Here is a 24,819-nt window from a genome sequence, read left to right on the forward strand (position 1 = left end):
ACATGGCACTCAAACGGAAGGTCAAACGTCGCGCACGCCGCAAGGCCCCTTCGGTGCGCAAGATTGGGGCCGGGCCGATCATGGTGGGTGGTGCGCAAAGTGCAGCTGAAACAGACGCGCAGATGATGGTCGCGGGGGCAGCGACACACCGCCCCAAGGGCGTCATCTCTCCGGCTCCGATGCTGCAACGCAAGGCAGATGTTGTGACCCCGCGGACTGCGCCGGGATCCACCCCAGCCCCCGCGCCTCAGATCGCAGAGGGTGCCATTCGAAAATTTGGCGCAGGGCGGGCGCTTTCAAAGGCGGAACGGGCACGGTTTGAGCCGCAGTTTAACGCCGATCTCAGTGCCGTGCGGGTGCATGAGGGCGTGCAGGCGGACAAAGCCATGCGGGCGCTGGATGCTCGCGCCTTTGCGCTGGGATCAGACATTGCGCTTTCATCCGGCGCGGCAACCCCGGCAACACTGGCGCATGAAATCGCGCATGTGGTTGCCGCCGGTGACCCCTATCTTCGGCGCGAGTTGATCCGCCAGCCGCCCGGACGCGAAGAAGAGCCTGATCCGCTCACGCCCGCTGAAACGGCGGCGGCGGTCACCTACAACCAACAAAGGTTTGATCAGACCTCAACAGAGGCGCTTCTCGATATCATCGGCGGGGCGGGGCGCACCGAATTTGCGCCGGAGCATGTGCCTGAAATTCAAAACTGGCAGGCTGATTTTCGATTGCCCACAGATGGCAAAGTTGGTCTGCGCACGGTTGAGCCGATTGGCAAAGAGATGATTGCCGCTGGCATGCGCAATCCGGTGATCCAGTTCATTATAGACGCCCACAATTTTGACACTTCCAACGTGGCATCGATCACCTACGACCGCACGCTGGCCCCTGCAAATGCGTCGACGTCTCCCAACTGGGGCGGCGCCTCTGACATCCGTGTGTCCCCCATTGGATTCCGGCAGGGCTGGCGTGGGCTCGTGCACACCATTCGCCACGAAATTGTGCACGCAGATCAGGTGGCGGGCATGGCCGCACCGGCCAATATCGAAGATGTGCGCCCGATCATGGAGTTTCAGGCCGAAACCACGGAAATTCTTTCGCAGGGCATGTTGCTGGAAGGCATGGGGGGGCTTTTCAACGATGCGACGCGAGCGTTCAATTTCTGGGGCCTGATGTCGATTGCAGAAAAACGCGCCGAATGGCCGAATTTTCAGCGCGTCAGGGATGAGTTGAAACGCCGCTTTGATGCCTCGTCTGCGGCCACGCAGGCGCGCCATCAGGCCGTAATGGACAATTTCACCAGCGAAGCTGCGCCATGACCCAGCATAAGGTGGTCGTGATAAAAAGCGCGCGCAAAGTTGCGCCGCGCACAAAGCCACCGCCGGTGCGCATCCCCAACGAGGTGCAGCCGAGCCTGCAAGTTGGGGCGGTGCATGACCCCGCCGAACGAGAAGCGGAAGCCATGGCCGCGCGCGTTGTCGCGTCTGCTGCGCCTGTTGATGCGCCATTGCCGGAGACCCGTCCAAACCAAGCGCAGCCTTTGCGCCGCGCGGCCGAAGATCAGCCTAATCTTGACACGCTGACTGAACCGGCGGTGCCCGCAGAGCAGGCTGATGTGGATGTCGGCGCACAGGAGGATGTGGCGACCGAAGGCATCGGCGGCGCAGATGCCGCAGAACTGGATGGCGGCACGCCAGAAGACACCTCAGGAGAGGCGCCTGCTGGTGAAGCCCCGCCCATTCCAGATGCGCCTTTCCCGATCATTGAACTGCGGCGGGCAGACACCGGCGCTGTGGTGGGGCGCTCTGGCGGCGCGGCCCCAAATGATGTGAGCAGCCTGGTTGCCCATCCTGGCCCGGGTCGGCCGCTTCCGAAAAGTTTGCGCGCCCGTGTTGAGCCGCATTTCGGCACCTCATTTGCAGATGTGCGCCTGTATGACAGCCCCGCAGACCGCCGCGCGGCCACGCGGATTGGTGCGCGCGCCTTTACGCACAGAAACCGCATCTGGCTTGGCCCCGGTGAAAGCGAAACCAACACGCGCCTGATGGCGCATGAGCTGACCCATGTGGTGCAACAGACACGGGGCGCACAGACCCTGCCGATCAATCGCAAGGCTGCACTGCCGACGCCCGCAGTGCCTGTGGTGCGGCGTGGATATTTTGCGGACAAAGCCGAAAGCGTCGCGCGCCATGTGCCGGGCTACACCCTGTTGACCGTTCTGGTGGGGCGCAAGTTTATCTCCGGCAAACGCGTCTCAATGAACGCGGAAAACCTGATCGAGGGGTTCCTGGGGCTGATCCCCGGTGGCACGTTGATTTTTGATCGCCTGAAAGAAACGCGCGTTCTGCAGGATGCGTTTGACTTCGCCAAAGGCAAGTTGGGTGAGTTGAACCTGACATGGGACCGCATCAAATCCGATCTGAGCCGTGCGCTGGATACGCTCAACCCTTTCACCGCCGCAGACAACGTAAAAGACATGGTTGTGGGCCTCATCCGGGATGTCACACGATTTGTTGGCGCGCTGGCTAAGAAGTTTCTGGAGTTCATCGTGCGCGGGGCCCTCAAGCTGGCCGGTCGGTTTGGCGACAAAGTCTGGGGCGTTTTGCAAAAGGCCGGAGACACGCTTTCGCTGATTGTCGAAGACCCGCTGGGCTTTGCCAAGAACCTCGCCAAATCCGTGATCGGCGGGTTTAAGCAGTTTGGCTCAAATATTCTGACACACCTGAAAAAGGGCCTACTGGGGTGGCTTTTTGGTTCTCTGGCGTCTGCTGGGATCGAATTACCCGCCAAACTCGACTTCAAAGGATTGATGAGCCTTGTCTTGCAAATTCTGGGCATCACCTATGCCAATTTTCGCAAGAGGCTGGTGAAACAGCTTGGGCCAAAAGGCGAAAAGATGGTCGCCATGATGGAGACATCGGTGGATGTCGTCAAAACCCTCCTCAAGGAGGGGTTTCTTGGCATCTGGCAAAAGCTCTTGGATATGATCGACAGTTTCCGCCAGACGCTGATCGGCGGTATGACCGAAATGGTGATCACTTCGCTTGTGCGCGCGGGCATCAGCTGGCTGTCTGGGCTGTCCAATCCGGTGGGTGCGATCATCAAGATCTGCCTGATGATCTACGATCTGATAGTGGCTTTCCTTGAGCGGCTTGAACAGATTGCGGATGTGGCCAACAGCATTTTTGCCTCCATGGCCGAGATCGCCAAAGGGCAGGTTCAGAAGGCTGCGAATTTCATTGAAGAAACCATCGGACGCACTGTGCCCTTGGTGATTGCCTTTGTTGCCGCACTTGTGCCGGTGTCCGGCATCACCAAAAAAATCAAAGCTGTCATCAAGAAGCTTCAGGACCCTGTGAAAAAAGCGATGGATAAGATGATCGCCTTTGTGCGCAAGAAGGCGAAAAAGTTCTTTTCCAAGCTGATAGGCAAGGTGAACGGCAAACGCAAGTTTCCCTCGTTTAACTTCAAAATAGGGGCGAAGCAGCACCGTATTTTTGCTGTGGCAGGCAAGGGTGGCAAAGTCACGGTCAAAATGGCGTCTGAAAATCAGGAAGAGATCAACAGAAAACAGGCGGCTCAATCGGCTGAGATAGAGAAGATCAAGAAGGTCGATGATCCCAAAGCGGCCGAAGCCTTGCGCATCGCCAAAGCCATTCAGAAACAAACAGAAGACGCCGATGCGGAAACAGCCAAAGAAGCCAAACGGATCAAGGGAGACAGCACAAAGGAAAATCAGCTCGCAAAGATCAAGCAGCTGGAAAAGGAGCTGCAAGAGGCCGCAAGAGAGCTCGAAGCAGCGGCAAAATCCATTGACGCAAATCCAGTGATTTCAAGCCAGTCCGAAGACGGGCTGTTTCGCGCTGCAGAGCCACGGCTGGAAGGGTTAGAAGGCAAACAGGGCGCCCATGGGGCGCTGTTGGAGTGGTCAAAGGAAAACTTCAACAAAGAGGTAAAACAGCCCATTACCAATTTCTATGAGATGGACCACACCATCGAGAAGCGCTTTGCCAAGGCTGTGCTGGAAAATCTGCATTTGATTGACCCGAAGGAGGCCAAGAAGCGTCTGCAAAAGGAGGTGGTCAAGGGCGAGAAACGCGCCGACCGCGCCGGACAGTACAATGCGGCGCTGCAGAAGAAAAAAGAGGCTGGGGAAACCAAGCTTGGCAGACAGGCGGGGCAGAAAACTGCTGTGAAAGATGAGGGCGCGCCCCCTCTGGGCAAGATTGGCATCGGGGAGTTTAAAACGATCCCGGAAACCGCGCCGGCGTTTCCGGCGGTGGCGGTGTACCGACATAACCACGTGCCAAACAAAGGGCTCAAAGATCACACAGCGATGATTGAAAGCGCGCGGAACTCCAAAGATCCACATGGCGAAGTCAAAAAGACACTGCGGGCCCAAATGAATCTTGAAACCACCGCAATGACCAAGAAACTTGATGCAGATGCCAATGCCTCACCAAAAATCAAAGCCAATGTCAAAGCGGGCATTGATGCGGCAAAAGCCGAAGTGACTGATATTTTTGGCTTGAAAGATGTGGAGCCACGCAGTGTTCCTGATGAAGAGGTCAACGCCCAGAAAAATGACCCGTCGTCGCGGGATCTTCTTTTTGAAGGTGGAAATGGCGCGCCCAATTTTCTCGAGATCGAGGGAGTGGGGGGGCAGTATGGCGGCCTGCCCAGCTCCAAACATCTGGAGCGGGATCACATCATCGACAAATCCTACCCAAAGACGGCAAAAGCTTTGCCCCTGCTCAGCGAAGCTGAAAGAGCGCGGTTTGAGGACGTGCTGAAAGCGGAACTGGCCGCAGGTGACACAAAACGGCGGATGTCCGCGGCGCGCAAGGCGCGCAAGGAGGCGCTTATGACGGCAACGCTTTTCCCGGCTGGCAGTGCCATGTCGCGATATACGGATGCCAATGGCTATGCGATCCCGTTTTACAAACCGCTGGCCAACCGTGTGACCTCAGCCACTGGGCGATCCGCCTCAGCATCGCAGATGTCTGGCGCCGCTGGTTCGGCAGATCTTGCAAGTTTGGCACACTGGGTGATTGAGGGCACAGGCGCCGGTCTGGAGGCTGCGCAGGACCCCAAGCAAGGCCGCCTAAAGGGTCTCTTCCTGGATCGCACGCTCACCCATTCGGCACATGTTGCAGAGCAGTATTCTCAAGACACCGGTGAAATCTCGAAAAACCAAGCTTCGCCAGAGCAAGAAGCGATCGCCAAAAGGCACATGACACGCATAAAGGGTCAAGTTGCGGCCTCCTTGCGAGAAGCTCGGTCACAAACCGATCAGCTGTTTTCTTGAGCGCTTGCACGACGTATTGGGCAGCCTTGACTGCATCGCTGTAGTGTCGCGTACCGGTGTGTCTTGCTTCGATTGGCAATCCCGCGTTTCGTTTGGCTGTAACTTTTCCATAGTTTCCGCATAGCTTTCGCGCGTAAATTTATTTGAGCTGCCTGTAAAAATTCGTATCTTGCCAGAAAGAGGATGGGAGGACCTTTGATGGCAGGCGAAAAAATTCGGAACATGGAAGAGTTCGCGCGCATGAGCGGTATTTCTCGTCCGACCCTGTCGAAATTTTTCAACGATCCGACCAGCGTCAGGTCAAGCACCCGCTCGCGCATCGAGGCGGCGCTCGCGCAGTTTGACTACCGCCCCAACATTTATGCGATGAACCAGAACCGCAAGCTGACAAAGAACATCGGGATTGTGGTGCCCTTGCTGTCTGATCCCTATTTCGCAGAGATTGCGCGCAATTTGGAACAACGCTGTATCGATGCTGGATACCGGCCGACATTGTTCAGCTCCCATGGCGATACCGCACTTGAGGTTGAGGTCCTGCAAACGCTGCGCTCTCTGAAGCCTGCCGGTGTGTTGTTGGCCCCGCTCGGGCGCGCCTCTGACACGCAGGCGCTCAGCGCTTTCTGTGATGACGTGCCCACTTTGATTTTTGACAGCAGTGTCGATGAAATCGGATTGTCTTTTGTGGGATCGGACAATGTTCAGTTCACCACGCACATCACAGACTACCTCTGTCGCACGGGCGAACCCCCTTGTTTTTTTGAGATGAAGACGCCAGCCAATCCAAATGCGCATCGGCGCAGGCAGGCCTATATCGCTGCCATGGAAAGCTTTGGTCACACACCCAAAGTCGTGTCAGTTCCGGGCGAGGGATGGGGGTTTGAAGAGATCGGGCGGCTGGGAGGGCACGAGGCGATCAAGAACAACTGGTTCTCCACCAACACGATTTTATGCAGCAATGACCGATTGGCGATTGGGCTTTTGACGGCCTGCTATGAGCAGGGGCTACGGGTCGGGCGCACATCAGACTGCGCGATTCGTGTGGCTGGACAGGATGGACATCCCCATTCGCGCTACACCTGCCCGCCGTTGACCACAATTTCGCACAATTATGATGCCGTGTCTCAGACCGCCGCAGAAAGTCTGTTCGCCGCAATAGACGGACACGTATCCCCTTGGAAAAGCACGCGTTTAGAGGGGCAGCTGATCTTGCGGGACTCTGCGTAAGATGCCATAAATTTACGCGCGTAAAATTTATATTGACGCCGCGTTGCATCGGCGGCTAGCCTGTTTCCACATCCAATTAGGGAGGAAACCGGATGTCTTTCAGAAGCACAGTTTGTGCTGCGAGCGCGCTATCGCTGATCACAGCAGGCAGCGTTTTCGCAGACGGCCATTCCAAAACAATCACCATAGCGACTGTTAACAACGGCGATATGATCCGAATGCAGGGCTACACTGACGAGTTTACCAAGGCGACCGGCATTGATGTTGAGTGGGTGACGCTCGAAGAAAATGTCCTCCGCCAGCGGGTCACAACGGACATCACCACCAAAGGTGGGGCCTTCGATATCATGACAATTGGCATGTATGAGACCCCAATTTGGGGGGCAAACGGCTGGCTTGTGGCGCTGGACGATCTGTCCGCCGAATATGATGTGGATGACATTTTGCCCGCCATGGCTGGGGGGCTGTCGCATGATGGCACCCTCTACGCTGCGCCATTTTATGGCGAAAGCTCCATGATCATGTACCGCACTGACCTGATGGAGAACGCCGGGCTGGACATGCCCGAAGCCCCAACTTGGGAGTTTATTGCCGAAGCCGCCGCCGCGATGACTGACCGCGACAATGAAATCAACGGGATCTGCCTGCGTGGCAAAGCGGGATGGGGCGAGGGCGGTGCCTTCATCACGGCGATGTCCAATTCTTTCGGCGCCCGCTGGTTTGACGAAGACTGGAACGCCCAGTTTGACACAGAGGCATGGGCCAACACGCTCAACTTCTACAAAACCATGATGGATGCGGCGGGCCCGACAGGGTATGCAACCAACGGTTTCAACGAAAACCTGTCGCTGTTCCAACAGGGCAAGTGCGGCATGTGGATTGATGCCACCGTGGCCGCCAGCTTTGTGACAAATCCGAAAGACTCAACCGTGGCAGACAGCGTGGGATTTGCCCTCGCGCCAGATACTGGTCTCGGCAAACGCTCCAACTGGCTTTGGGCGTGGGCACTGGCCATTCCGGCTGGCACACAGCAACAAGCAGAAGCCAAGCAGTTCATCGAATGGGCCACGTCAAAGAGCTACATCGAGCTGGTCGCGGCCAATGAAGGCTGGGCAAATGTGCCGCCCGGTGCACGCACATCGCTCTATGAAAATCCAAACTATCAGTCTGTGCCTTTTGCCAAGATGACATTGGATTCCATTCTGTCAGCCGATCCCAATGACTCCACAGTGGATCCCAGCCCCTATGTTGGCATCCAGTTTGCGGCGATCCCGGAGTTCGCCGGTATAGCCACCGAAGTAAGCCAGGAATTCTCCGCCGCTTATGCGGGTCAGCAGAGCATCGCAGTTGCACTTGAGAAAGCACAGGCGCTTACAAACGATGCCATGGAGGCTGCGGGTTACCGTTAGACTCCCCTGTCAGGTGGCAGTCTCGAGCTGCCCCTGACCCCACTTCGCATTTCCCAAACACTTGCTACGATCCAAGGCGAAACACCGCCAACAGGAGAGGTCCATCCAATGTCCACCAAAGCCTCCAGATCTGCCGCCCGCGTGATGATGGCCCCAGCTGTCATCCTGCTTCTGGGGTGGATGCTTGTGCCCTTGGTTATGACGCTGTGGTTTTCGTTCACAAAATATCTGCCGTTGAGAGGCGACAGCATTCAGCGGGGGCTGGATTGGGTGGGTTTTGCCAACTATGGCCGCTTTCTCTCTTCAAGTTCCTTCTGGCCAGCGGTGCAGACGACACTGATCATGGTGGGCGGTGTTTTGGTGATCACGGTGGTACTAGGCATATTGATCGCCCTATTGTTGGATCAGCCGATCTGGGGGCAGGGCGTGGTCCGCATTCTGGTGATCGCGCCTTTCTTTGTCATGCCGACCGTTTCGGCGTTGGTCTGGAAAAACATGCTCATGGATCCTGTGAATGGGATCTTCGCACATCTGTGGCGTTTTTTCGGAGCCGAACCAGTGGCCTGGCTGCAAGACGCGTCGCTTGGCTCGATCATTTTGATTGTGTCCTGGCAGTGGCTGCCCTTTGCCACGCTGATCCTGCTGACCGCCATTCAGTCCTTGGACCAGGAACAGCTTGAAGCCGCTGAAATGGACGGGGCCCCCACACTTAAGCGTTTCTGGCACATCATCCTGCCACATCTGGCACGTGCGATCACAATTGTGATCCTGATCCAGACGATATTCCTATTGTCGATCTTTGCGGAGATCTTCGTCACCACCGGCGGCGCGTTTGGCACCCGCACGCTGACCTATCTGATCTTTCAGCGCGTCATAGACAGCCAAAACATCGGCCTTGGCTCTGCGGGCGGTGTCTACGCCATTATTCTCGCCAATCTCGTTGCGATCTTCCTGATGCGCATCGTCGGCAAAAATCTCGACGCATAAGGATCCGCGACATGGCACGCTCTGCAACACCGCAACGCAAAATCGCAATGACAGCCGCCGCTTGGACTGTCGCGCTGATCATCTTTTTCCCAATCTACTGGACCATTTTGACAAGCTTCAAAACCGAAGCTCAGGCCATCAATGATCCGCCGCTTTTCTTTGCATTCGACTGGACGTTGGAAAACTACGCCATTGTGCAAGAGCGCTCCGACTACATGAAATTCTTGTGGAATTCCGTTGTCATAGCGGGCGGCTCTACCATTCTGGGCATTCTGATTGCGATCCCGGCGGCCTGGTCCATGGCCTTTGTGCCCTCCAGACGCACCAAGGACATTCTGCTCTGGATGCTCTCAACAAAGATGCTGCCAGCGGTGGGGGTGCTCTATCCGATTTCGCTCATCTTTGTGGAATTAAATCTCTTGGACACCCGCGGTGGCTTGATGGTCGTCCTGATGCTGATCAATCTGCCGATCATCGTCTGGATGCTTTACACATATTTCAGGGAAATCCCCGGCGAGATCTTGGAAGCGGCCCGCATGGACGGTGCCACGCTGAAAGAAGAGCTTCTGTATGTGCTCACCCCAATGGCCGTTCCCGGTATTGCCTCGACCCTTCTTCTGAATTTTATCCTCGCCTGGAACGAAGCCTTCTGGACCCTCAATCTCACCGCAGCAAATGCGGCGCCGCTCACGGCATTTATCGCGAGCTACTCCAGCCCCGAGGGCTTGTTTTTTGCCAAACTCAGCGCGGCCTCCACCATGGCGATCGCCCCAATCCTCATTCTTGGCTGGTTCAGCCAAAAACAACTTGTCCGCGGCCTGACTTTCGGCGCCGTCAAATAAGGAAGCTGACACATGGGACAAATTCAACTCAAGCAAGTCTCCAAAAGCTTCGGCACCACCGAGGTGATCCCGCCCCTTGATCTCACAATTCAGGATGGCGAGTTTACGGTCTTTGTTGGGCCATCGGGATGCGGCAAATCCACGTTGCTGCGCCTGATTGCCGGGCTCGAAGACATCACCAGCGGTCACATAGAGATTGACGGCGCGGACGCGACCGGCGTTGTGCCTGCGAAACGCGGCCTGGCAATGGTGTTTCAGTCCTATGCGCTCTATCCGCATATGTCAGTGCGCAAAAACATCGCCTTTCCCTTGCGCATGGCAAAGCTGGAGCGCGCGGAAATTGACAAACGTGTCGCGGCGGCCGCGTCGGTGCTGAACCTGACGGATTATTTGGATCGCCGGCCTGGACAGCTGTCAGGCGGGCAACGCCAGCGCGTTGCAATCGGCCGCGCCATCGTACGGGAGCCTTCTGCTTTTTTGTTTGATGAACCATTGTCAAATCTCGATGCAGCGCTGCGCGTTGGGATGCGGCTAGAGATCAGCGAGCTGCACGAACGTCTGAAAACAACGATGATCTATGTCACGCACGATCAGGTGGAAGCCATGACAATGGCAGACAAAATTGTCGTGCTGCAGTCTGGTGTGATTGAGCAGGTGGGCTCCCCTCTGGAACTCTACCGTGCCCCGCGCAACACCTTTGTCGCCGGGTTTATCGGCTCTCCGAAAATGAACCTGCTTACCGGAGCAGAGGCAGAAAAGCACAATGCCCATACGATAGGTGTGCGCCCGGAACATATTGATGTGGTGGACTCAAACGGCCTTTGGCAGGGCACAGTTGGTGTCGCAGAACATCTTGGGTCCGATACGTTTTTCCACATTCACAACACCGGTTTGGCGGACACGCTGACGGTGCGCGCGATTGGCGACGTCAGCCTGCGTCACGGAGACACGATTCATCTGACGCCGAGAGCGGAGGAGATTCACCGCTTTGGACAAGATGGGCTGAGGTTGGCATGACACGGCTTGAGGGAAAAAATGCGCTGATTACCGGCGCAGCGCGCGGCATCGGACTGGCCTTTGCGCGGGCCTATATCGCCGAAGGCGCGCGTGTTGCGCTGGCTGATATCGATGTTGATCAGGCGCAGGCCGCCGCGCAGGCATTGGGGGATCGCGCAAAGGCGGTTCGCATGGATGTTGCGGATCAGCACAGCATTGACTCAGCTGTTGCCGAAACCGCAGACGCCTTTGGGCACATCGACATTCTGATAAACAATGCTGCGGTGTTCACAGCTGCCCCGATCTGCGAAATCACCCGCGCAGACTATGCGCGCGCGTTTGAGATCAATGTCGCTGGGACTTTGTTTACGCTACAGGCGGTTGCGCGTCACATGATCGCAAACGGCATCCAAGGCCACATCATAAACATGGCCAGTCAGGCTGGCAGGCGCGGGGAAAGCCTGGTGGGGGTCTATTGCGCCAGCAAGGCTGCGGTTATTTCCCTGACACAGTCTGCGGGCCTGAATTTGATTGCCCATGGCATCAACGTGAATGCGATTGCGCCGGGCGTGGTCGATGGCGCGCACTGGGATGAAGTCGATGCGCTTTTTGCCAAATACGAAGGCAAGCCACTGGGGCAAAAGAAAAAAGAGGTTGGCGCGGCGGTGCCCATCGGGCGTATGGCGACTGCTGAGGATTTGTGTGGCATGGCTGTTTTCCTCGCCAGCCCAGAGGCGCATTACGTGGTGGCGCAGACCTATAATGTGGATGGCGGGAACTGGATGAGCTGATGAAACGCCCTGATCCCAAACCCGCCGCCGTCCCGCTTTCAGAGCGCACATTGACCCAATTGCCCGACAGCGTGAAGGTTCCGCGTTACGACCGTCGCAAGATCACACCTGGCATCATTCACATTGGTCTGGGGAATTTTCACAGGGCCCATCAGTCCTGGTATCTGCACCGTCTGATGCAGCAAGGGTTGGCCTCAGATTGGGGCATCATTGGCGCAGGGGTCCGTCCAAACGACGCGGAGATGCGACGTCGTCTGCGAGAGCAGGATTGTCTCACTACCTTGATAGAACTTGATCCGACGACCTCAGATATCGAAGTTGTCGGACCCATGATCGATTTCTTGCCGGTGGAGCCCGCCAATAGGGCACTAATCGGCGCGATGAGCGCGCCTGAGATCCGCATCGTGTCGCTGACGGTGACCGAAGGGGGCTATTATCAAACAGAAGATGGGGCTTTTGACGCAAGCCATCCCGATATTGCACATGACGCAGCGCATCCTGATCAGCCCACCACAGCCTTTGGCGCTATGGTGGCGGCTTATCGAGCCCGCCGCGAAGCTGGGCTTGCGCCCTTTACCGGGCAAAGCTGTGACAATCTTCAGAACAATGGGGACGTGTTGCAGCGCACCGTTGTCGGGCTCGCCCGCCTGTCTGATCCAACGCTCGCCGAGTGGATTGCTGAGAAAGCGAGCTTTCCCAATGCCATGGTGGATTGCATTGTCCCGGCGACCGGCGCTGCAGAGCGTGCCGCAGTCCAAGACCGCGGCATTGAAGATTCAGCGCCCGTGACGCATGAAAACTATCGGCAATGGGTGCTACAAGATCGCTTTTGCGCAGGCCGCCCCCCATGGGAGCGCGCTGGCGTGACCATCACAGATAACGTGCACGCCTATGAGCGGATGAAAATACGTGTTCTGAATGCGGGCCATCAAATCTTAGCCAATGTTGGCGAAGTCCTTGGATTACAAACGATTTCTGACTGTATGCAGGATCCAGACACGGCTGCGTTTTTCTGCAAGGTGCAGCAAGAGGAGGTGCTGCCCTACGTGGAGCGTGTGGGCGACACGTCGCCTCAAGACTATTTGGAATTGATCAAGCGGCGCTTCTCCAATCCCATGATAAACGACACCACCCGCCGTGTCGCCTTTGACGGCTCCGCACGCCACCCGGGGTTTGTGTTGCCCATTTTGCGCGATGCCATTGCAGCAGGGGGGGCGCTCTCGGGCCTTGCACTGGTGGAAGCATTTTGGGCACGGATGTGTCTGGGCGAACGCGAAGATGGCAGCACAATTGCGCCAAATGACCCGCACTGGGATGATCTCCACCGCTTGGCGCAACGCGCCCACTCAGATCCGCGCGCATGGCTCGAAAATGGGCAGATTTACGGTGACTTAAAAGACCATCGCGCTTTCAATCAAGCCTTTGGGTTTTGGCTCACGTGGATTGGGCAAAAGGGGGCGAGATCTGCATTGCGCCATTATGTGTCAGGGGCAGACATCTGAAAGGTCCCGCCAAACGGTACGCACAATCTGTTGCGGACCGTTGTGCAGTCAGCGCAAATTGGCCCCTCAGATCCCGCAATTACTTTGAAATTTTCAAAGCAATGCTTTCATAGTGTGACAAAGTTCCGCCTGTTCATAGGAAGTCACCCAGCCAGATGCCCCGTCCCGCCGCGTCCAAAGATCTGACCCTCAAAGCACTCGAGTTATTCCAAATTTGTGCAGAACGCGGCTCCCTGCAAAGGGCCGCAACGGAGACGGGGCTGACCATCAGCACCGTGTCGCACCATCTGCGCAACCTCGAAAACCACCTTGGGGTCGATCTGTTCGATCATGCCCGCAGGCCAATGGTGCTGACCCCCAAGGGGCGGGTTTTTCTGCGCAATATAGATGCGGCTTTGATTGCCCTTCGCCAAGCTGTCGCCGAGGCCTCATCCGGCAGCGTTGATCAGGCGCGACATCTGAGAATTGGCACAATCGAGGATTTTGAAAGCGATTTGATCCCTGAATTGGCGGTGTACCTTTCGGGGCAGATGCCAGCGTGCGATTTTCTGTATCAAACAGATGTCAGCCATAGGATCATCGACCTGCTGCGCAATCGGCATTTGGATCTTGGCATCACCACATTGCCAGAGGACAGGCAGAAAGATGTGCAGGTGCGGCCGCTCTTACGTGATCCCTTTGTCGTCGTGGTGCCGCGCACCGCCGAGGCATCTTTGGCAGACATCATCGCAGGGCGGTCGCAGCTGCCTTTTTTGCGATTTTCCAGCAACCTGATCATCGCCCGGCACATCGACTCCCAATTGCGGCGCCTTGGGATGCAAACCGGGTCCCATTTTGAATGCAGCAACAATCAAACCCTCATGGCCATGGTCGCGGCCGGCGCAGGCTGGGCCATCACCACGCCTTTGCTTGTGTCACGAGCAAAACCCTTTCAGGAGCAGTTGGTGATGCATCGGTTCCCCAAAAAGAGCTTTGCGCGCACGCTTGCCCTTGTTGCCACGCCAGATTGCGCCGGGCCTGTGCTGGATCTGATTGATGGCAAAATGCGACAGATGCTTGGCGCGCGTATTCTGTCTCCGCAGCACCAGCAAACGCCCTGGCTGGCTGAGGGGTTCAGACTGCTCGCGTGACTGGCAGGCGCTTGCGCAAAATCTTTCTGTGCGCAGGCGGCGCAAGGGGGATTTAGTTTGAAGTTATCAAAAAATAATTTCGATATTTTTGGATCAACGCGCCAAGGGCTTGTGCGCATCGCCCCAATCCATCTTCATCTGAGTAATGAGTTTGGGAGGGCACAATCATGAAAACGCGCACAAAGGTTGTGGTGATCGGTGGTGGTATTGCCGGATGTTCGACATTGTATCATCTGACGCAAGAAGGCTGGAGCGATGTCGTCTTGGTTGAGCGCAATGAACTGACCAGCGGCACAACGTGGCACTCAGCGGCTCAGGTGACCAATTTTGGCATGAACCAGACCATGGTTGGCCTGAAAAGTCATTCCATCGCGCTTTATAAAAAGCTCTCCGAAAACCCCGAGTATCCCATCAATTATCATCATGGCGACGGGGGGATCCGTCTTGCCAACACCGAAGCGCAAATGCAGGGATATCGCCATTTTGCCTCCATGGCGCGGGGCATGGACGTGGATTTTGAGGTGATCGACGCCGACGAATGCGCGCGGCGGCATCCGCTGATCTCGACCACCAATCTATTGGGGGGCCTTTGGGATCCGCTGGATGGGGATATTGACCCTGCACAGCTTTGTCAGGCGCTCGCATATCATGCGCGCAAGGCCGGGGCCGAAGTCTATCGCAACACCCCGGTGACAGCGCTCACGCAACACAAAGATGACACCTGGACGGTGCACACGGAAAAGGGCGATATCGACTGTGATATCGTGGTCAACGCCTGTGGCTACCGGGTGAATGAGGTGGGCGCGATGATGGGGGTGCATCACCCCGTCGCCTCGATGGAGCATCAGTATTTCCTGACCGAAGACATTCCAGAGATCGCCGCGGCGGGCCATAGAATGCCCCTGCTGCGCTGCCCGATCAGCGATTACTACAGCCGTCAGGAAAAGGGCGGTCTGCTGGTCGGGTTTTATGAACAGGCCTGCAAAACTTGGGGCATGGATGGCATTGATCCGAATTTTGTCAATGCGCTCTGCCCGGATGATCTGGACCGGGTGATGGATGTCCTCGCCGGGGCGTTTGAGCGGATGCCCGCATTGGAACGCACGGGGATCCGGTCTGTTGTCAACGGCCCGATCACGTACACCATCGATGGTGCGCCATTGGTGGGGCCGATCCCGGGTAAGCGCAATGCCTTTTGCATCATCGGGCTGCGTGCGGGGCTGGGCGAGGGCGGAGGGCATGGCTGGTTGCTGGCCCAGCAGATCGTGCATGGGGAGGCCTGTTATGACACGTGGTGCATTGATCCACGTCGCTTTACCGGCCATGCCAATGTGGAGCTGACCGCGTTGAAGGCCATCGAAGACTACCAAAACGAATTTCGGTTTCATTTCCCACATGAACACCGCCCCGCCGGACGGCCCGCCAAAACCACGCCCCTCACGCCCATCCTTGCGGCGGAAGGGGCCGAATTTACGGTGGTAAACGGCTGGGAACGTATGGATTACCTCAAGCCGTCTCCAGATTTCCACCCCTCGCTCAGCTTTGATTTTGATGAAACGTTTGAATGCGTTGCGGCCGAAGTCCACAATGTTCAAACCAATGTCGGGCTCTGTGAAGTCAACGGGTTCAACCGGATTGAAATCACCGGCGATGATCGACATGTGTTTCTGGATCGGATGCTCTGTGGGGCGGTGCCCAGACAGCCGGGACGCGTTGGGCTGGGGTATCTGCTGAACCATCACGGCATGCTGAAGGGCGAGGCCACGCTCGCCAATCTGCCCGCATCGGACCGCGGGCCCGCCCGTGTGTGGTACGGCTCTGCCGCTGCCAGTGAATTTCATGACATGGACTGGCTGAAGCAACATCTGCGCGCGGATGAGGATGTACAGCTGCGTTCACTCACCAACGATCAGACCATTCTGGTGCTGGCAGGCCCCCGTGCCCGTGACGTCTTGGCGGCTTGCGCACGGGGCGACTGGTCCAACGCAGCTTTCCCGTGGCTATCTGTGCGCGAATGCTTCATCGGGTTTGCACCGGCCACAGTCATGCGGGTCTCCTTTTCTGGTGAGCTGGCCTATGAGATTCACGTGCCCAACGCGTCGCTCTATGCGGCCTATTTGGCTCTGCGTGAAGCTGGGAAAGCCTTTGACCTAAAGCTCTTTGGCGCCCGTGCGGTCGATCAGATGCGGTTGGAAAAAGGGTTCTTGCACTGGAAGGCAGACATTCTGACCGAATTTGATCCTTTCGAAACCGGACTGGCGCGGTTCGTCAAGACAGACAAAGCGGCTTTTGTGGGCAAAGACGCCCTGCTGGCGCGACAGGCCAAAGGTCTGGACAAAACGCTTGTTACTCTGAAAGTTTCTCCGACCCATGCACCAGCGCATGGAGGGGCCTCTCTGATGCAGGCGGGACGGGTTGTCGGCACGGTGACATCAGGGGGCTGGGGGCACCGCGTCAACATGAACCTGGCCTATGCCTTTGTGCAGCCAGACTTTGCGACAATCGGCACCGTGCTTTCGCTCGATATGTGCGGCGCGCAAGTCGCCGCAGAAGTGATTGCGCCCTGTCCCTATGATCACGCGCATACCCGAATGCGGTCCTGAACGCACCACAATGCAACCCAGCGAAACGTTGCGGAGCAGGCAGTGTGGATGCCGCCGTCCTGAAGGTCAGTTCAAGATTGCAATCGACACCGTGAGCAGAGTCGCAAAACTGACCCAGGCCAGATACGGTACAAACGCCCAAGCAGACAACCGATCACGCCGCCAGCTGCGCGTGATGAATAACGCGATAATGACCCACAGGGCTATGATCACCACAACCGCAAGCCAGGGGGTGTGCAGTCCGAAAAACACGGGAGACCAGGCAAAATTCTACCCCAGCTGGAGCCGCCAGAGAGACCACTGTCCCCCCGCATGGCGCGCTTCAAATTGGCGCCATCCAACCAGGGAAATCACTGCATAGAGCGCTGTCCATACAGGGCCAAACACCCAGTTCGGGGGATTGAAGTCAGGCTTAACAAGCGCGCTGTACCACGCGCCGGGCGCGGTCAAAATGCCAATGGAGAGCCCGCCGCCCATCACCAGCATAAAAAGCAAAACGCGCATCGGCCAGTTGCGGGCAAGGTCTGGCGGCGCGGTGCCAGCAGCGTGATCATTCAGCATGTGGTGACCGGAAGCGCGGCAACGGCGTTGGCGGAAAAGGCTGCGGTTTTATCAATCCCGCTCTGAATCCCACCCTGTGCCAAAGACACGGTGGCCCCAGCGATTTCTGCATCCGTCACAGTGATGGAGCGTGTCCCGACGGTGTCGTCGACATCAATCGTGAACACAACGCGCTGCCCTGGGGCAAGCGCCGAAATTTCAAGCGCAACAGAGGTCTGCCCGTCAGCGACCATGGGCAAGGATGTCAAGGCGTCTTGGCCCTGAACGATTTGGAAAGGCTGAAAAACCTCCAAACCCGCGCCTCCGTCTGCAACGTCAAACACCAGCGCGCCGTTAGAGTTTTCGAGATCAACAGTAACAATTCCTTCGCGCATCGTGCAGGCGCCCACATTCTGTATCTCAAACCGATCTTTCGGCGCCCCCTCGATGAATGTGACGTGGATATCAGCCTTCGCTTCTGTAGAGAGCAATAAGGCTCCAAATATCGCGGCGATCCACTGTGCAGAGCTGCTCATCAAATGTCCTTTCAAATCTCTTGATGACACTACGGGGCGGGCGGCCGGATGGATCAAACGCCACCTCCGACCTTGGTGTGGCGTCTTGCGATCCACAAGGCGCGCGTGTGATGCGTTGGGCCGTGCGGCACGCCACCACAGGCTTATGGGCTGGATTGGTTAAACACCGTGATGATCGCGGCATCTGTCATTGCCGTGTCTGTTCTCAGCATGCGTTTGATCTGCTGTTGCAGCGCGACAGGGCAGGGCAGCAATAGGCCGGTTTGGGGCAGCACCAGCACCGGCCTCGCGGGGGCCGCTTGAGCGAGATAGTCCAGCTGCACATGCACCGCATCGGCGCAGGTTGCCTCGGGTTGGCGTGCGGTGTGTAAAAACAGGCTGCGCTTGCTGTCGATCAATCGTGCAGCTTCTGAATGTTGATGTGCGGCACCGCGTTGCAGCCAGCCCTTGAGGGATGAGGGATCTGATATGTGTCCGCCCAGCATCCTGCGGATCTGCAACGCTCCGGGATCCAGCGGCTTGGTACTGCTTTCCGTCTGTGCAGCCCTTTGAAAAAGGGCCCATCTGTAACCGCGCTGCGCGCGCGTGTTGTAATAGTCCTCCCAGAACTGCCGGTCGTCAATGGGCAACAGGCGCCCGTCCTCTGGTTGTGCAGTCTGGGGGGAATAATACGGCGCGACATAGGTCAACCCATAAGTTGCGGCCTCTGCGCTGAGAGCGCTGACAGAGGTGGGTCGCCAACTGTTTGTGGCAAATTCGTGCAACAGGTAGTCAGGGTCGTGCTGAAAAAGTGCGGCAAGGCGCTGTGAAAGCCTTGGCTGGTCCTGCGCGGTGTGTCTTGAGAACTGCACCAGAATGCTCTGGATGGCCTGCTCTGCCGGCAGTCCCAGTTCAATCGCATCAGCAATCAGCGCCTGATAGGGCGCCAGCTGCGCCCAGCCTGCAGCCGTGTTGAAGCCCAGCTGGAAAACGCCGTCAGGAGCCAAGGCCGCCTGGACAGCTTGCCACAAATCGGCGCGCGTTGCATCATCCACCCAGCTGTGAATGCCATTGGCAACGGCAAAATCAATGCTGCCAAGATCTGTGGGCGTCAGATCGGCGAAAGACGCATGCCGAAACGACAGATTGGTCAATCTGAGCGTTTCCGCATCGCGCTGCGCGCGCTGAATATGTGCTGCGTTATAATCAATGCCGATAAAGCTGGCCCACGGAAAGGCCTGCGCCAGCAGCAATAATGTGAACCCAACACCGCACCCAAAATCGACATAGCGAAACGGGGCTGAAGGGTCGGCGACGGCACGCCCTTCCACAAGGCAGGCGGCTGCGATTTTGCGCGGATCCATGTGTTGCGAAAACACCTGCGGATATGGGGCCTCTGAAAGGTCGGGCGCTGCCATGGCTAAGGCGTCTGCGCTTTTGGCGCTGACAGGATCAAGCTTGCCTCCGTCTGCAGCGGATGGTTCCAAAAATCACGCCCGGCCAGTGGGTTTGTGATGCTGTCTGCCAATGCAGGTGGCTTACGGTCAACACGCACGGCGCCCGTGACCCGATGCAGGCCGGGGGTGTTGAGGAAGTGATCAAGTGCGGGCTGATCCGCGTCCAGATTGTCAAAGTCATGGTCAAACGGTTGCGCGCGCAGCAGGTCATAAAGCCGCGTAAGCGCATAATGCGGCGCGGCTTGCAGCACTGCATGATCAAGCACAATCATGCGCGAACTGTGCCGCCCGAGCAGAGCGTCGCGCACCAAGGCAAGGGGGCGGCCCACCAAACCTTCGGGGGCAAGCAGCCGGTCCACCCGTTCCTGTGCTGTGGTGCCCGCTTTGAAAAGCTTGCTGTGCTGCACCGGATCCTGCTGATAGAGCCGCTCCAGCGACTGCAGCACCTCCACCGGGTCACGCACACACAGGATAAACTGGCACAGCGGGAACAGGGCTACCAGCAGATCGACCTTGGACAGCCATCTGCGGCTGCTGTCAAACACCATGCCGGAGTCCGGCGCGGCGCAATGTACCGAGGACAGCACACCTTTGAGCAGCGCCTGACGCTGATCGCCATCAAGGAGCGCGCTTGCCTCGCTGGTGGTGTTGATCTGCGTATGAACCGCTTCCAGAAAGCTGCTGGCCGGGCTTGTGCCGGGCGCATGAAAATTGGGGTTCTGATGGAGCAAAGCGGCAAGCAAAGTGGAGCCAGACCGCGGCAGGCCCGCAATGAAATGAAACCGCTGTTCAGCCACGGGCAGATGCCCCTCGGCCCACGGGCTGTGATGCCTTAATGCGACGCATACCAGTCGCTCCGCTGATAAAAATACAAACTCAAATCTAACTGTGCTACCACTACCACCAGTGTTAATTGAGTTCTTTTGTTTATGTCCAGCGTTTCACAGCCACAGACACCTGTTTTTCGTAAGCTTTCTCATGCCATTACAGAGACGCTTGGAGAGGCTTCGCTCAAGGTTATTCCCTGGTCCTACAGCGCGTGCAATTTCACATATGCGCTGTTGGGGGATCGGGGAGGCTACTTTGCGAAGCTCTTCACCGATCGCAGTGCGGGGTATGAATCCGCTGTTAAAAGATACCGCAGGGAGCGTCGGCTTCTGGGCCAAAGCTGGCCAATCGCGATGCCAAAGTTGCGCTATGTCTCCGATCCGGATCAGCTCCTCGTCACCGATGAAATACAGGGCCATGGGGTGCTGCACTTTCTTGAAAACCGTCAGGAGCGTGCCGCGTTGGAGCAAATTTTGCGCTGGACGGCGGCCTTTCATGAGGCAGCGCAATCCGTGCCAGTTTGCGAGGATGCGCTGATTTTTTGCCAACGTGAGGCCCTGTTTGATGCCTCGGCGTTGTCAGATGCTCAGAAAGCAACACTCAAGGCACATCCGATCGACCGTCTTGTGATCACCAAAGGCGACATGTCCCTGCAAAATTTCAAGTTCACCGCAGAAGGCGCGGTGCCGATTGATTTTGAATATGCTGGGTTCCGTCCATTTGAATACGACCTGGTCGTGCTGATTGATCAAATGGCGCGATTTTCAAAGCTGTCCAAAGCCGATTTGAGCGTTTTGGTGGCTGACATCTACAAGAGCCACCGGCCGGCTTTTCAGTCCAATTTTTTGGCCGACACTCTGAATATACTGTCTCGTGTTTGTACAATTACGCCTGTCGACAAGGCACTGAATTAGGAGCTTGTAACCTGAATGGTGTATCAGATTTACAATGGAACTGTTGATGACGACGGCACGATCTACATCGACGGTGAATATGATGCCAAAGGCAATCCGCTTGAGCTCAAAGACCTGTTGAAGGCAGAACCGCCTGCCAATGATGGGATCACCGAAAAAATCTATCTGGATGGCGATGATTGGGATCCAGGCAAAGATGACTCTTTCAAAGTCTCGTTTGGAAAGGGAAATGATGACACGTCGATTGTGTATTTGGACCTTGCGGAATTTGAGACATCACCAGAAATTACGGCAAGCAGTTGTGGCGACGAAGATATCATTCACCTGACCAATGCCATCGCCATTGGTGAAATCGGGAACTATCTGCCGCTGGCATCGCTTTTCGATGGCGATACCACGCCTGGTACGCCGGGGGATTTCGACACAACGGCAGATGACGACACCACTTACTGGATCATCTACATCAACAACGAAGGCGATCCGCGCGTCGCGCAGTTTAGCACCGATTGTGCCATGACCATCCGCGTGTCGTGGGTGTGTTTCGCGCGTGGCACAATGATCGACATTGGGGATGGCAAAAGCGTCCCGGTAGAACAGCTCAAACCCGGAGATCTGGTGCGAACACGTGACAATGGGCTTCAGCCGATCCAATGGCTGGCCAGCCGCAAGGTCGGTGTCTCTGAGCTGTCCCACGACTCGGCTTTGCGGCCCGTGCGGTTTACCGCAGGCTCTTTGGGCAAAGGCGTGCCAAGCAAGGACTTGCTGTTGTCACAACAGCATCGCGTGGTGCTGGACACCGCTGAATGTGCGCTTTTGTTTGGCCATGAACAAGCGCTCGCCCCCGCCAAAGCCTTTATCAACAACGGCACAATTGCGATTGATTATGAGGCGGAGGACGTGGAGTATTTCCACTTTATGTGTGGCGCGCATGAGGTGGTCTATGCCGATGGGGCAGAGGTTGAAACCTTCTTTCCCGATCAGGCGGGTCTCCTGTCACTCTCCGAAGATCTGCGCGCGGAATTGCTAAAAATCTTCCCAGATATAGACATTCTGGAAGAGCTTGAGACCAAATCCCATTTCCCGGTGTTGCGTTTCTTTGAAGCAGAGCTTGCGCTGAAAGCCAAAGAGGGGCGCCCAACGGTTTAGGCGCCCTTAAACGCACAGATCTCTTGCCGAATGCTCAGCCAGATAAGGCCGGTGCGAGACGATAAAAGGCCTCTGTCAGCACGTCCTCAGGCTGGGCATAACACAGGCGCAGATAGCCTTCGCCCTGCGGCCCAAACGCCACCCCCGGTGCCAGCCCGACTTTGGTTTTCTGCATGATGTCATGCGCAGCCTGCAAGCTGTCATACATGCCCGCCACTTTGAAAAACAGATAGAAAGCGCCGTCAGGTTCAACAAATGTGACGCGATCAAAGCTGCTCAGCCGTTCGGCGGCAATTTGGTAGCCAGTCTGGATTTTCTGCGTCAGGCTGACGACCTCGTCTTCCCCGTCGCGCAGCGCGACGATCCCAGCGTCTTGCACAAACCCTGCGGTGCAGGAGGTGTTGAATTCCGTCAATTGCCCGAGTTTCGCTTCCATCTCGGCAGGGGCCACCATCCATCCAAGCCGCCATCCGGTCATTGACCAGCATTTGGAAAAGGAATTGATGGAAATCAGCCGGTCTTCCGGTGTGGCGATGCTCAGGAAGGACGGCGCAGTTTTGCCGTGGCGATAAAGGCGGGAGTACACATCATCGGCCACCACCCAAATGCCGTGTTTGCGGCAATGCTCCAGCACGATCTTCTGATCCGCCGCCCCCATCGCCCAGCCGGTTGGGTTGTTTGGGGAGTTGATGACAAACACCCGCGTCTGGGGCGTGAGCATGGCAAGCAACGCATCCATATCCAGCGCCCATTTGCCCGCCTCAACAGTCAGGGGCAGCGCGGCGATCTCTGCGCCCATTGCTCGAAACGCGCCAATGATGTTGGGCCAGCTGGGGTCAATTGCCACCACGCGATCCCCTGGAGAAGTCAAGATCTGTGCAGCCAGCATCAGACCCTGCATCCCCGATGGCGTCACTGTGATCTGTTCTTTGCGCAAATCTGCCCCAAACAGTGCATTGCTATAGCGGCAAATCTCTTCGCGCAGCGCCAGCGCACCGTTGTTGGGCTGATACATGTGATTGCCAGAGCGCAACGCCGTAACGGCCGCATCCACAATGTGCGGGTTTGTGGGCCAGGCACCTTCGCCAAACCACAGAGGCACCACGCCCCCAAGTTTCATTCCGGCCTCAGCCACTTCGCGGATTTTGGAGGCCTCCAGCGCGCGGACGCGGGCCGAAAGGCTCTGTTCTATGGTTCCCTGTGTCATGGGCGCAATCTGCCGCATTCTGTGTGTATCGTCGCCTTGCAAATTCACCAAAGAGGTAGTCAATATGACTATTGTATAGTCAATTTCTCTAGCGACCCTGAAATGCCCGACCTCGATGATGTGGACAGCCTGATCCTCAACGCGCTGCGGCGCAATGCGCGGATCTCTGTATCAGAGCTTGCCCATGAGGTCGGCCGCTCACGCACTGCTGTGACCGCGCGGATCGCCCGACTGGAGCGGGAAGGGCGGATTCTTGGCTACGGTATCACAGAGCCAGCCAGCGCCAGTGACGCCTCATTTGGTGCGATCATTTTTGTGGCGCTCAAAGTGCGCAGCGATTTTGATGGGTTTCTGAACGCCGCGAAGAAAATCCCACAAATCCAAAGTTGCACCTGGATCATCGGGGATCATGACTTTGCGTTAGTCGTTCGGCCCGGTGACAAAGAGGAGCTGCGAGAGGTGGTGGAGCGGGTCTTCAATATTGACGGTGTGAAGCACACGCAGACGCATATGGCCCTGCATCGGGAGTTCTGAGCCAGATTTGGCGGCATACTATATATAGTATGTGTACGGTTTTGCCTCTATCGGCGACTCAGTGCGATTGGACCAGTCAAAAATCACAGGATTTCACAAGCGCGTATTGCTGTGGCGCGTGCGCGCAGGTCATAAATTTTTGCGGGTCTTTCTGTCGGAAGTGACTTGCCGTTTGGCGAGAGAAAGCCTAGCAATGCACGCGATTCAGAAGCCCTATTCACATGCAAACCGCGTGGGTTTCTGTGGCACGCACGCGGAACGGTGGCAGTCAGCCCTTAAATTCTGCGCCGACAAAGTTGCCCCCAAAGATATCCCCAGTTTTTTCGCAGCGATCCACACTTTTGCTAACTCTTCGTTACTCTACATATTGACAGATCACAGCTTTGCGACCCAATATGGTGTTGCTTCGGTTCTTTCGATTCATATCGGAAGCTAAGAGGGAAGTTGGTGAAAATCCGGCGCTGCCCCCGCAACTGTAAGTAGAGTGCAAGGGTGAATACGCCACTGAAAATATAATTTTGGGAAGGCCACCCAAGCGTTAATCTGCGAGTCAGGAGACCTGCCGCAAGCGCTGAGTGAATGACCACGAACGGAGGGTTCGGGGGCGTGTTTATAGGTAGTGGCTGCTGCCTTGCGTCCTCGAGTTTTTAAAGAAGAAAGAGGACAGATGAGCATCATCGTTTATTCAAAACCCGCTTGCGTGCAATGCACCGCAACCACCCGTGCCCTGGATGCCAAAGGCATCACATATGATGTGGTTGATCTGACCGAAGATGACGGCGCTCTGACCCGCGTGACCGAGCTTGGCTATCGTCAGGCACCCGTGGTTGTTGCCGGGGCGGATCACTGGTCTGGTTTCCGCCCAGACATGATCGCTCAGCTGGCTTAAGGG

The 24,819-nt window shown here is 56.8% G+C and carries 19 protein-coding genes, 1 pseudogene and 1 riboswitch; of the genes and pseudogenes, 15 read left to right on the forward strand and 5 right to left on the reverse strand.

The genetic code is table 11. The annotated features are described in order from the left end of the window. Window positions 1-2 precede the first annotated feature (2 nt). The 11 genes from PJL69_RS17200 (at window position 3) to PJL69_RS17250 (ending at window position 16,786) form a co-directional block, all read left to right on the forward strand. Window positions 3-1,313, forward strand: a complete 1,311-nt coding sequence (locus PJL69_RS17200; protein WP_271310767.1) for an eCIS core domain-containing protein — start codon at window positions 3-5, stop codon at window positions 1,311-1,313. Beyond that, window positions 1,310-5,302, forward strand: a complete 3,993-nt coding sequence (locus PJL69_RS17205; RefSeq protein WP_271310768.1) for an eCIS core domain-containing protein — start codon at window positions 1,310-1,312, stop codon at window positions 5,300-5,302. Before PJL69_RS17200 ends, PJL69_RS17205 begins: the two co-directional genes overlap by 4 nt. A 198-nt stretch (window positions 5,303-5,500) precedes the next feature. Beyond that, window positions 5,501-6,526: a LacI family DNA-binding transcriptional regulator gene (locus PJL69_RS17210; RefSeq protein WP_209099399.1), complete on the forward strand. Its 1,026-nt coding sequence runs from the start codon at window positions 5,501-5,503 to the stop codon at window positions 6,524-6,526. A 92-nt stretch (window positions 6,527-6,618) separates the two neighbouring features. Continuing rightward, window positions 6,619-7,935 carry an ABC transporter substrate-binding protein gene (locus PJL69_RS17215; protein WP_271310769.1) on the forward strand — a complete coding sequence of 439 codons (1,317 nt, stop codon included), beginning with the start codon at window positions 6,619-6,621 and terminating at the stop codon, window positions 7,933-7,935. 108 nt (window positions 7,936-8,043) lie between these two features. Further along, entirely contained in the window at window positions 8,044-8,922 is an 879-nt protein-coding gene (locus PJL69_RS17220) for a carbohydrate ABC transporter permease (RefSeq protein ID WP_209099403.1), read from the forward strand. Between the two features lie 11 nt (window positions 8,923-8,933). Beyond that, the gene (locus PJL69_RS17225; protein WP_209099405.1) at window positions 8,934-9,764 is read left to right on the forward strand and encodes a carbohydrate ABC transporter permease; all 831 of its coding nucleotides are present in this window, start codon (window positions 8,934-8,936) and stop codon (window positions 9,762-9,764) included. Between the two features lie 12 nt (window positions 9,765-9,776). Further along, entirely contained in the window at window positions 9,777-10,781 is a 1,005-nt protein-coding gene (locus tag PJL69_RS17230; protein WP_271310770.1) for an ABC transporter ATP-binding protein, read from the forward strand. Then, window positions 10,778-11,551, forward strand: coding sequence for an L-iditol 2-dehydrogenase (locus tag PJL69_RS17235; protein ID WP_271310771.1), 774 nt, complete (start codon window positions 10,778-10,780; stop codon window positions 11,549-11,551). The genes PJL69_RS17230 and PJL69_RS17235 overlap by 4 nt, the downstream gene beginning before the upstream one ends. Continuing rightward, window positions 11,551-13,053 carry a mannitol dehydrogenase family protein gene (locus tag PJL69_RS17240; protein WP_271310772.1) on the forward strand — a complete coding sequence of 501 codons (1,503 nt, stop codon included), beginning with the start codon at window positions 11,551-11,553 and terminating at the stop codon, window positions 13,051-13,053. The genes PJL69_RS17235 and PJL69_RS17240 overlap by 1 nt, the downstream gene beginning before the upstream one ends. Window positions 13,054-13,208: 155 nt before the next feature. Next, window positions 13,209-14,183 (forward strand): LysR family transcriptional regulator, encoded by a 975-nt coding sequence (locus PJL69_RS17245; RefSeq protein ID WP_271310773.1) that lies wholly within the window; start codon window positions 13,209-13,211, stop codon window positions 14,181-14,183. A gap of 167 nt (window positions 14,184-14,350) precedes the next feature. Next, a complete protein-coding gene (locus tag PJL69_RS17250) occupies window positions 14,351-16,786 on the forward strand; it encodes a GcvT family protein (RefSeq protein WP_271310774.1) in 2,436 nt (811 codons plus the stop codon). A 66-nt stretch (window positions 16,787-16,852) separates the two neighbouring features. Here the strand turns inward: PJL69_RS17250 and PJL69_RS17255 are convergent. The 4 genes and pseudogenes from PJL69_RS17255 to PJL69_RS17270 all read right to left on the reverse strand — a co-directional run bounded on the left by PJL69_RS17255 (window position 16,853) and on the right by PJL69_RS17270 (window position 20,095). Beyond that, window positions 16,853-17,347: pseudogene (locus PJL69_RS17255) on the reverse strand (TspO/MBR family protein). Then, a complete protein-coding gene (locus PJL69_RS17260; protein ID WP_271310775.1) occupies window positions 17,341-17,862 on the reverse strand; it encodes an aggregation factor core in 522 nt (173 codons plus the stop codon). The pseudogene PJL69_RS17255 and the gene PJL69_RS17260 overlap by 7 nt, the downstream one beginning before the upstream one ends. Window positions 17,863-18,005: 143 nt before the next feature. Further along, window positions 18,006-19,259 carry a class I SAM-dependent methyltransferase gene (locus PJL69_RS17265; protein WP_271310776.1) on the reverse strand — a complete coding sequence of 418 codons (1,254 nt, stop codon included), beginning with the start codon at window positions 19,257-19,259 and terminating at the stop codon, window positions 18,006-18,008. 2 nt (window positions 19,260-19,261) lie between these two features. After that, entirely contained in the window at window positions 19,262-20,095 is an 834-nt protein-coding gene (locus PJL69_RS17270) for a sulfotransferase (RefSeq protein ID WP_271310777.1), read from the reverse strand. Window positions 20,096-20,227: 132 nt separating this feature from the next. Here PJL69_RS17270 and PJL69_RS17275 point away from each other — a divergent pair, with 132 nt between their 5' ends. Then, window positions 20,228-21,040, forward strand: coding sequence for a phosphotransferase (locus PJL69_RS17275; RefSeq protein ID WP_271310778.1), 813 nt, complete (start codon window positions 20,228-20,230; stop codon window positions 21,038-21,040). A gap of 15 nt (window positions 21,041-21,055) precedes the next feature. Next, window positions 21,056-22,186, forward strand: a complete 1,131-nt coding sequence (locus PJL69_RS17280) for a Hint domain-containing protein (protein WP_271310779.1) — start codon at window positions 21,056-21,058, stop codon at window positions 22,184-22,186. 34 nt (window positions 22,187-22,220) lie between these two features. Here the strand turns inward: PJL69_RS17280 and PJL69_RS17285 are convergent, their stop codons facing one another. After that, on the reverse strand, window positions 22,221-23,393 hold the full coding sequence (locus PJL69_RS17285) for a pyridoxal phosphate-dependent aminotransferase (protein ID WP_271310780.1): 1,173 nt from the start codon (window positions 23,391-23,393) through the stop codon (window positions 22,221-22,223). A 102-nt stretch (window positions 23,394-23,495) separates the two neighbouring features. Between PJL69_RS17285 and PJL69_RS17290 the strand changes: the two genes are divergently transcribed. Beyond that, window positions 23,496-23,927, forward strand: coding sequence for an Lrp/AsnC family transcriptional regulator (locus PJL69_RS17290; RefSeq protein ID WP_271310781.1), 432 nt, complete (start codon window positions 23,496-23,498; stop codon window positions 23,925-23,927). Between the two features lie 390 nt (window positions 23,928-24,317). Further along, window positions 24,318-24,508: riboswitch (cobalamin riboswitch) on the forward strand. Between the two features lie 86 nt (window positions 24,509-24,594). Beyond that, window positions 24,595-24,816, forward strand: a complete 222-nt coding sequence (nrdH, locus tag PJL69_RS17295; RefSeq protein ID WP_209099431.1) for a glutaredoxin-like protein NrdH — start codon at window positions 24,595-24,597, stop codon at window positions 24,814-24,816. Window positions 24,817-24,819 lie beyond the last annotated feature (3 nt).

The organism is Shimia sp. MMG029 (assembly GCF_027947445.1).
GTDB lineage: Bacteria > Pseudomonadota > Alphaproteobacteria > Rhodobacterales > Rhodobacteraceae > Shimia.

Coding starts and splice junctions, on each gene's coding strand:
- PJL69_RS17200 (WP_271310767.1), top strand. CDS start 3: ATGGCACTCAAACGGAAGGTCAAACGTCGCGCACGCCGCAAGGCCCCT.
- PJL69_RS17205 (WP_271310768.1), top strand. CDS start 1,310: ATGACCCAGCATAAGGTGGTCGTGATAAAAAGCGCGCGCAAAGTTGCG.
- PJL69_RS17210 (WP_209099399.1), top strand. CDS start 5,501: ATGGCAGGCGAAAAAATTCGGAACATGGAAGAGTTCGCGCGCATGAGC.
- PJL69_RS17215 (WP_271310769.1), top strand. CDS start 6,619: ATGTCTTTCAGAAGCACAGTTTGTGCTGCGAGCGCGCTATCGCTGATC.
- PJL69_RS17220 (WP_209099403.1), top strand. CDS start 8,044: ATGTCCACCAAAGCCTCCAGATCTGCCGCCCGCGTGATGATGGCCCCA.
- PJL69_RS17225 (WP_209099405.1), top strand. CDS start 8,934: ATGGCACGCTCTGCAACACCGCAACGCAAAATCGCAATGACAGCCGCC.
- PJL69_RS17230 (WP_271310770.1), top strand. CDS start 9,777: ATGGGACAAATTCAACTCAAGCAAGTCTCCAAAAGCTTCGGCACCACC.
- PJL69_RS17235 (WP_271310771.1), top strand. CDS start 10,778: ATGACACGGCTTGAGGGAAAAAATGCGCTGATTACCGGCGCAGCGCGC.
- PJL69_RS17240 (WP_271310772.1), top strand. CDS start 11,551: ATGAAACGCCCTGATCCCAAACCCGCCGCCGTCCCGCTTTCAGAGCGC.
- PJL69_RS17245 (WP_271310773.1), top strand. CDS start 13,209: ATGCCCCGTCCCGCCGCGTCCAAAGATCTGACCCTCAAAGCACTCGAG.
- PJL69_RS17250 (WP_271310774.1), top strand. CDS start 14,351: ATGAAAACGCGCACAAAGGTTGTGGTGATCGGTGGTGGTATTGCCGGA.
- PJL69_RS17260 (WP_271310775.1), bottom strand. CDS start 17,862: ATGAGCAGCTCTGCACAGTGGATCGCCGCGATATTTGGAGCCTTATTG.
- PJL69_RS17265 (WP_271310776.1), bottom strand. CDS start 19,259: ATGGCAGCGCCCGACCTTTCAGAGGCCCCATATCCGCAGGTGTTTTCG.
- PJL69_RS17275 (WP_271310778.1), top strand. CDS start 20,228: ATGTCCAGCGTTTCACAGCCACAGACACCTGTTTTTCGTAAGCTTTCT.
- PJL69_RS17280 (WP_271310779.1), top strand. CDS start 21,056: ATGGTGTATCAGATTTACAATGGAACTGTTGATGACGACGGCACGATC.
- PJL69_RS17285 (WP_271310780.1), bottom strand. CDS start 23,393: ATGACACAGGGAACCATAGAACAGAGCCTTTCGGCCCGCGTCCGCGCG.
- PJL69_RS17290 (WP_271310781.1), top strand. CDS start 23,496: ATGCCCGACCTCGATGATGTGGACAGCCTGATCCTCAACGCGCTGCGG.
- nrdH (WP_209099431.1), top strand. CDS start 24,595: ATGAGCATCATCGTTTATTCAAAACCCGCTTGCGTGCAATGCACCGCA.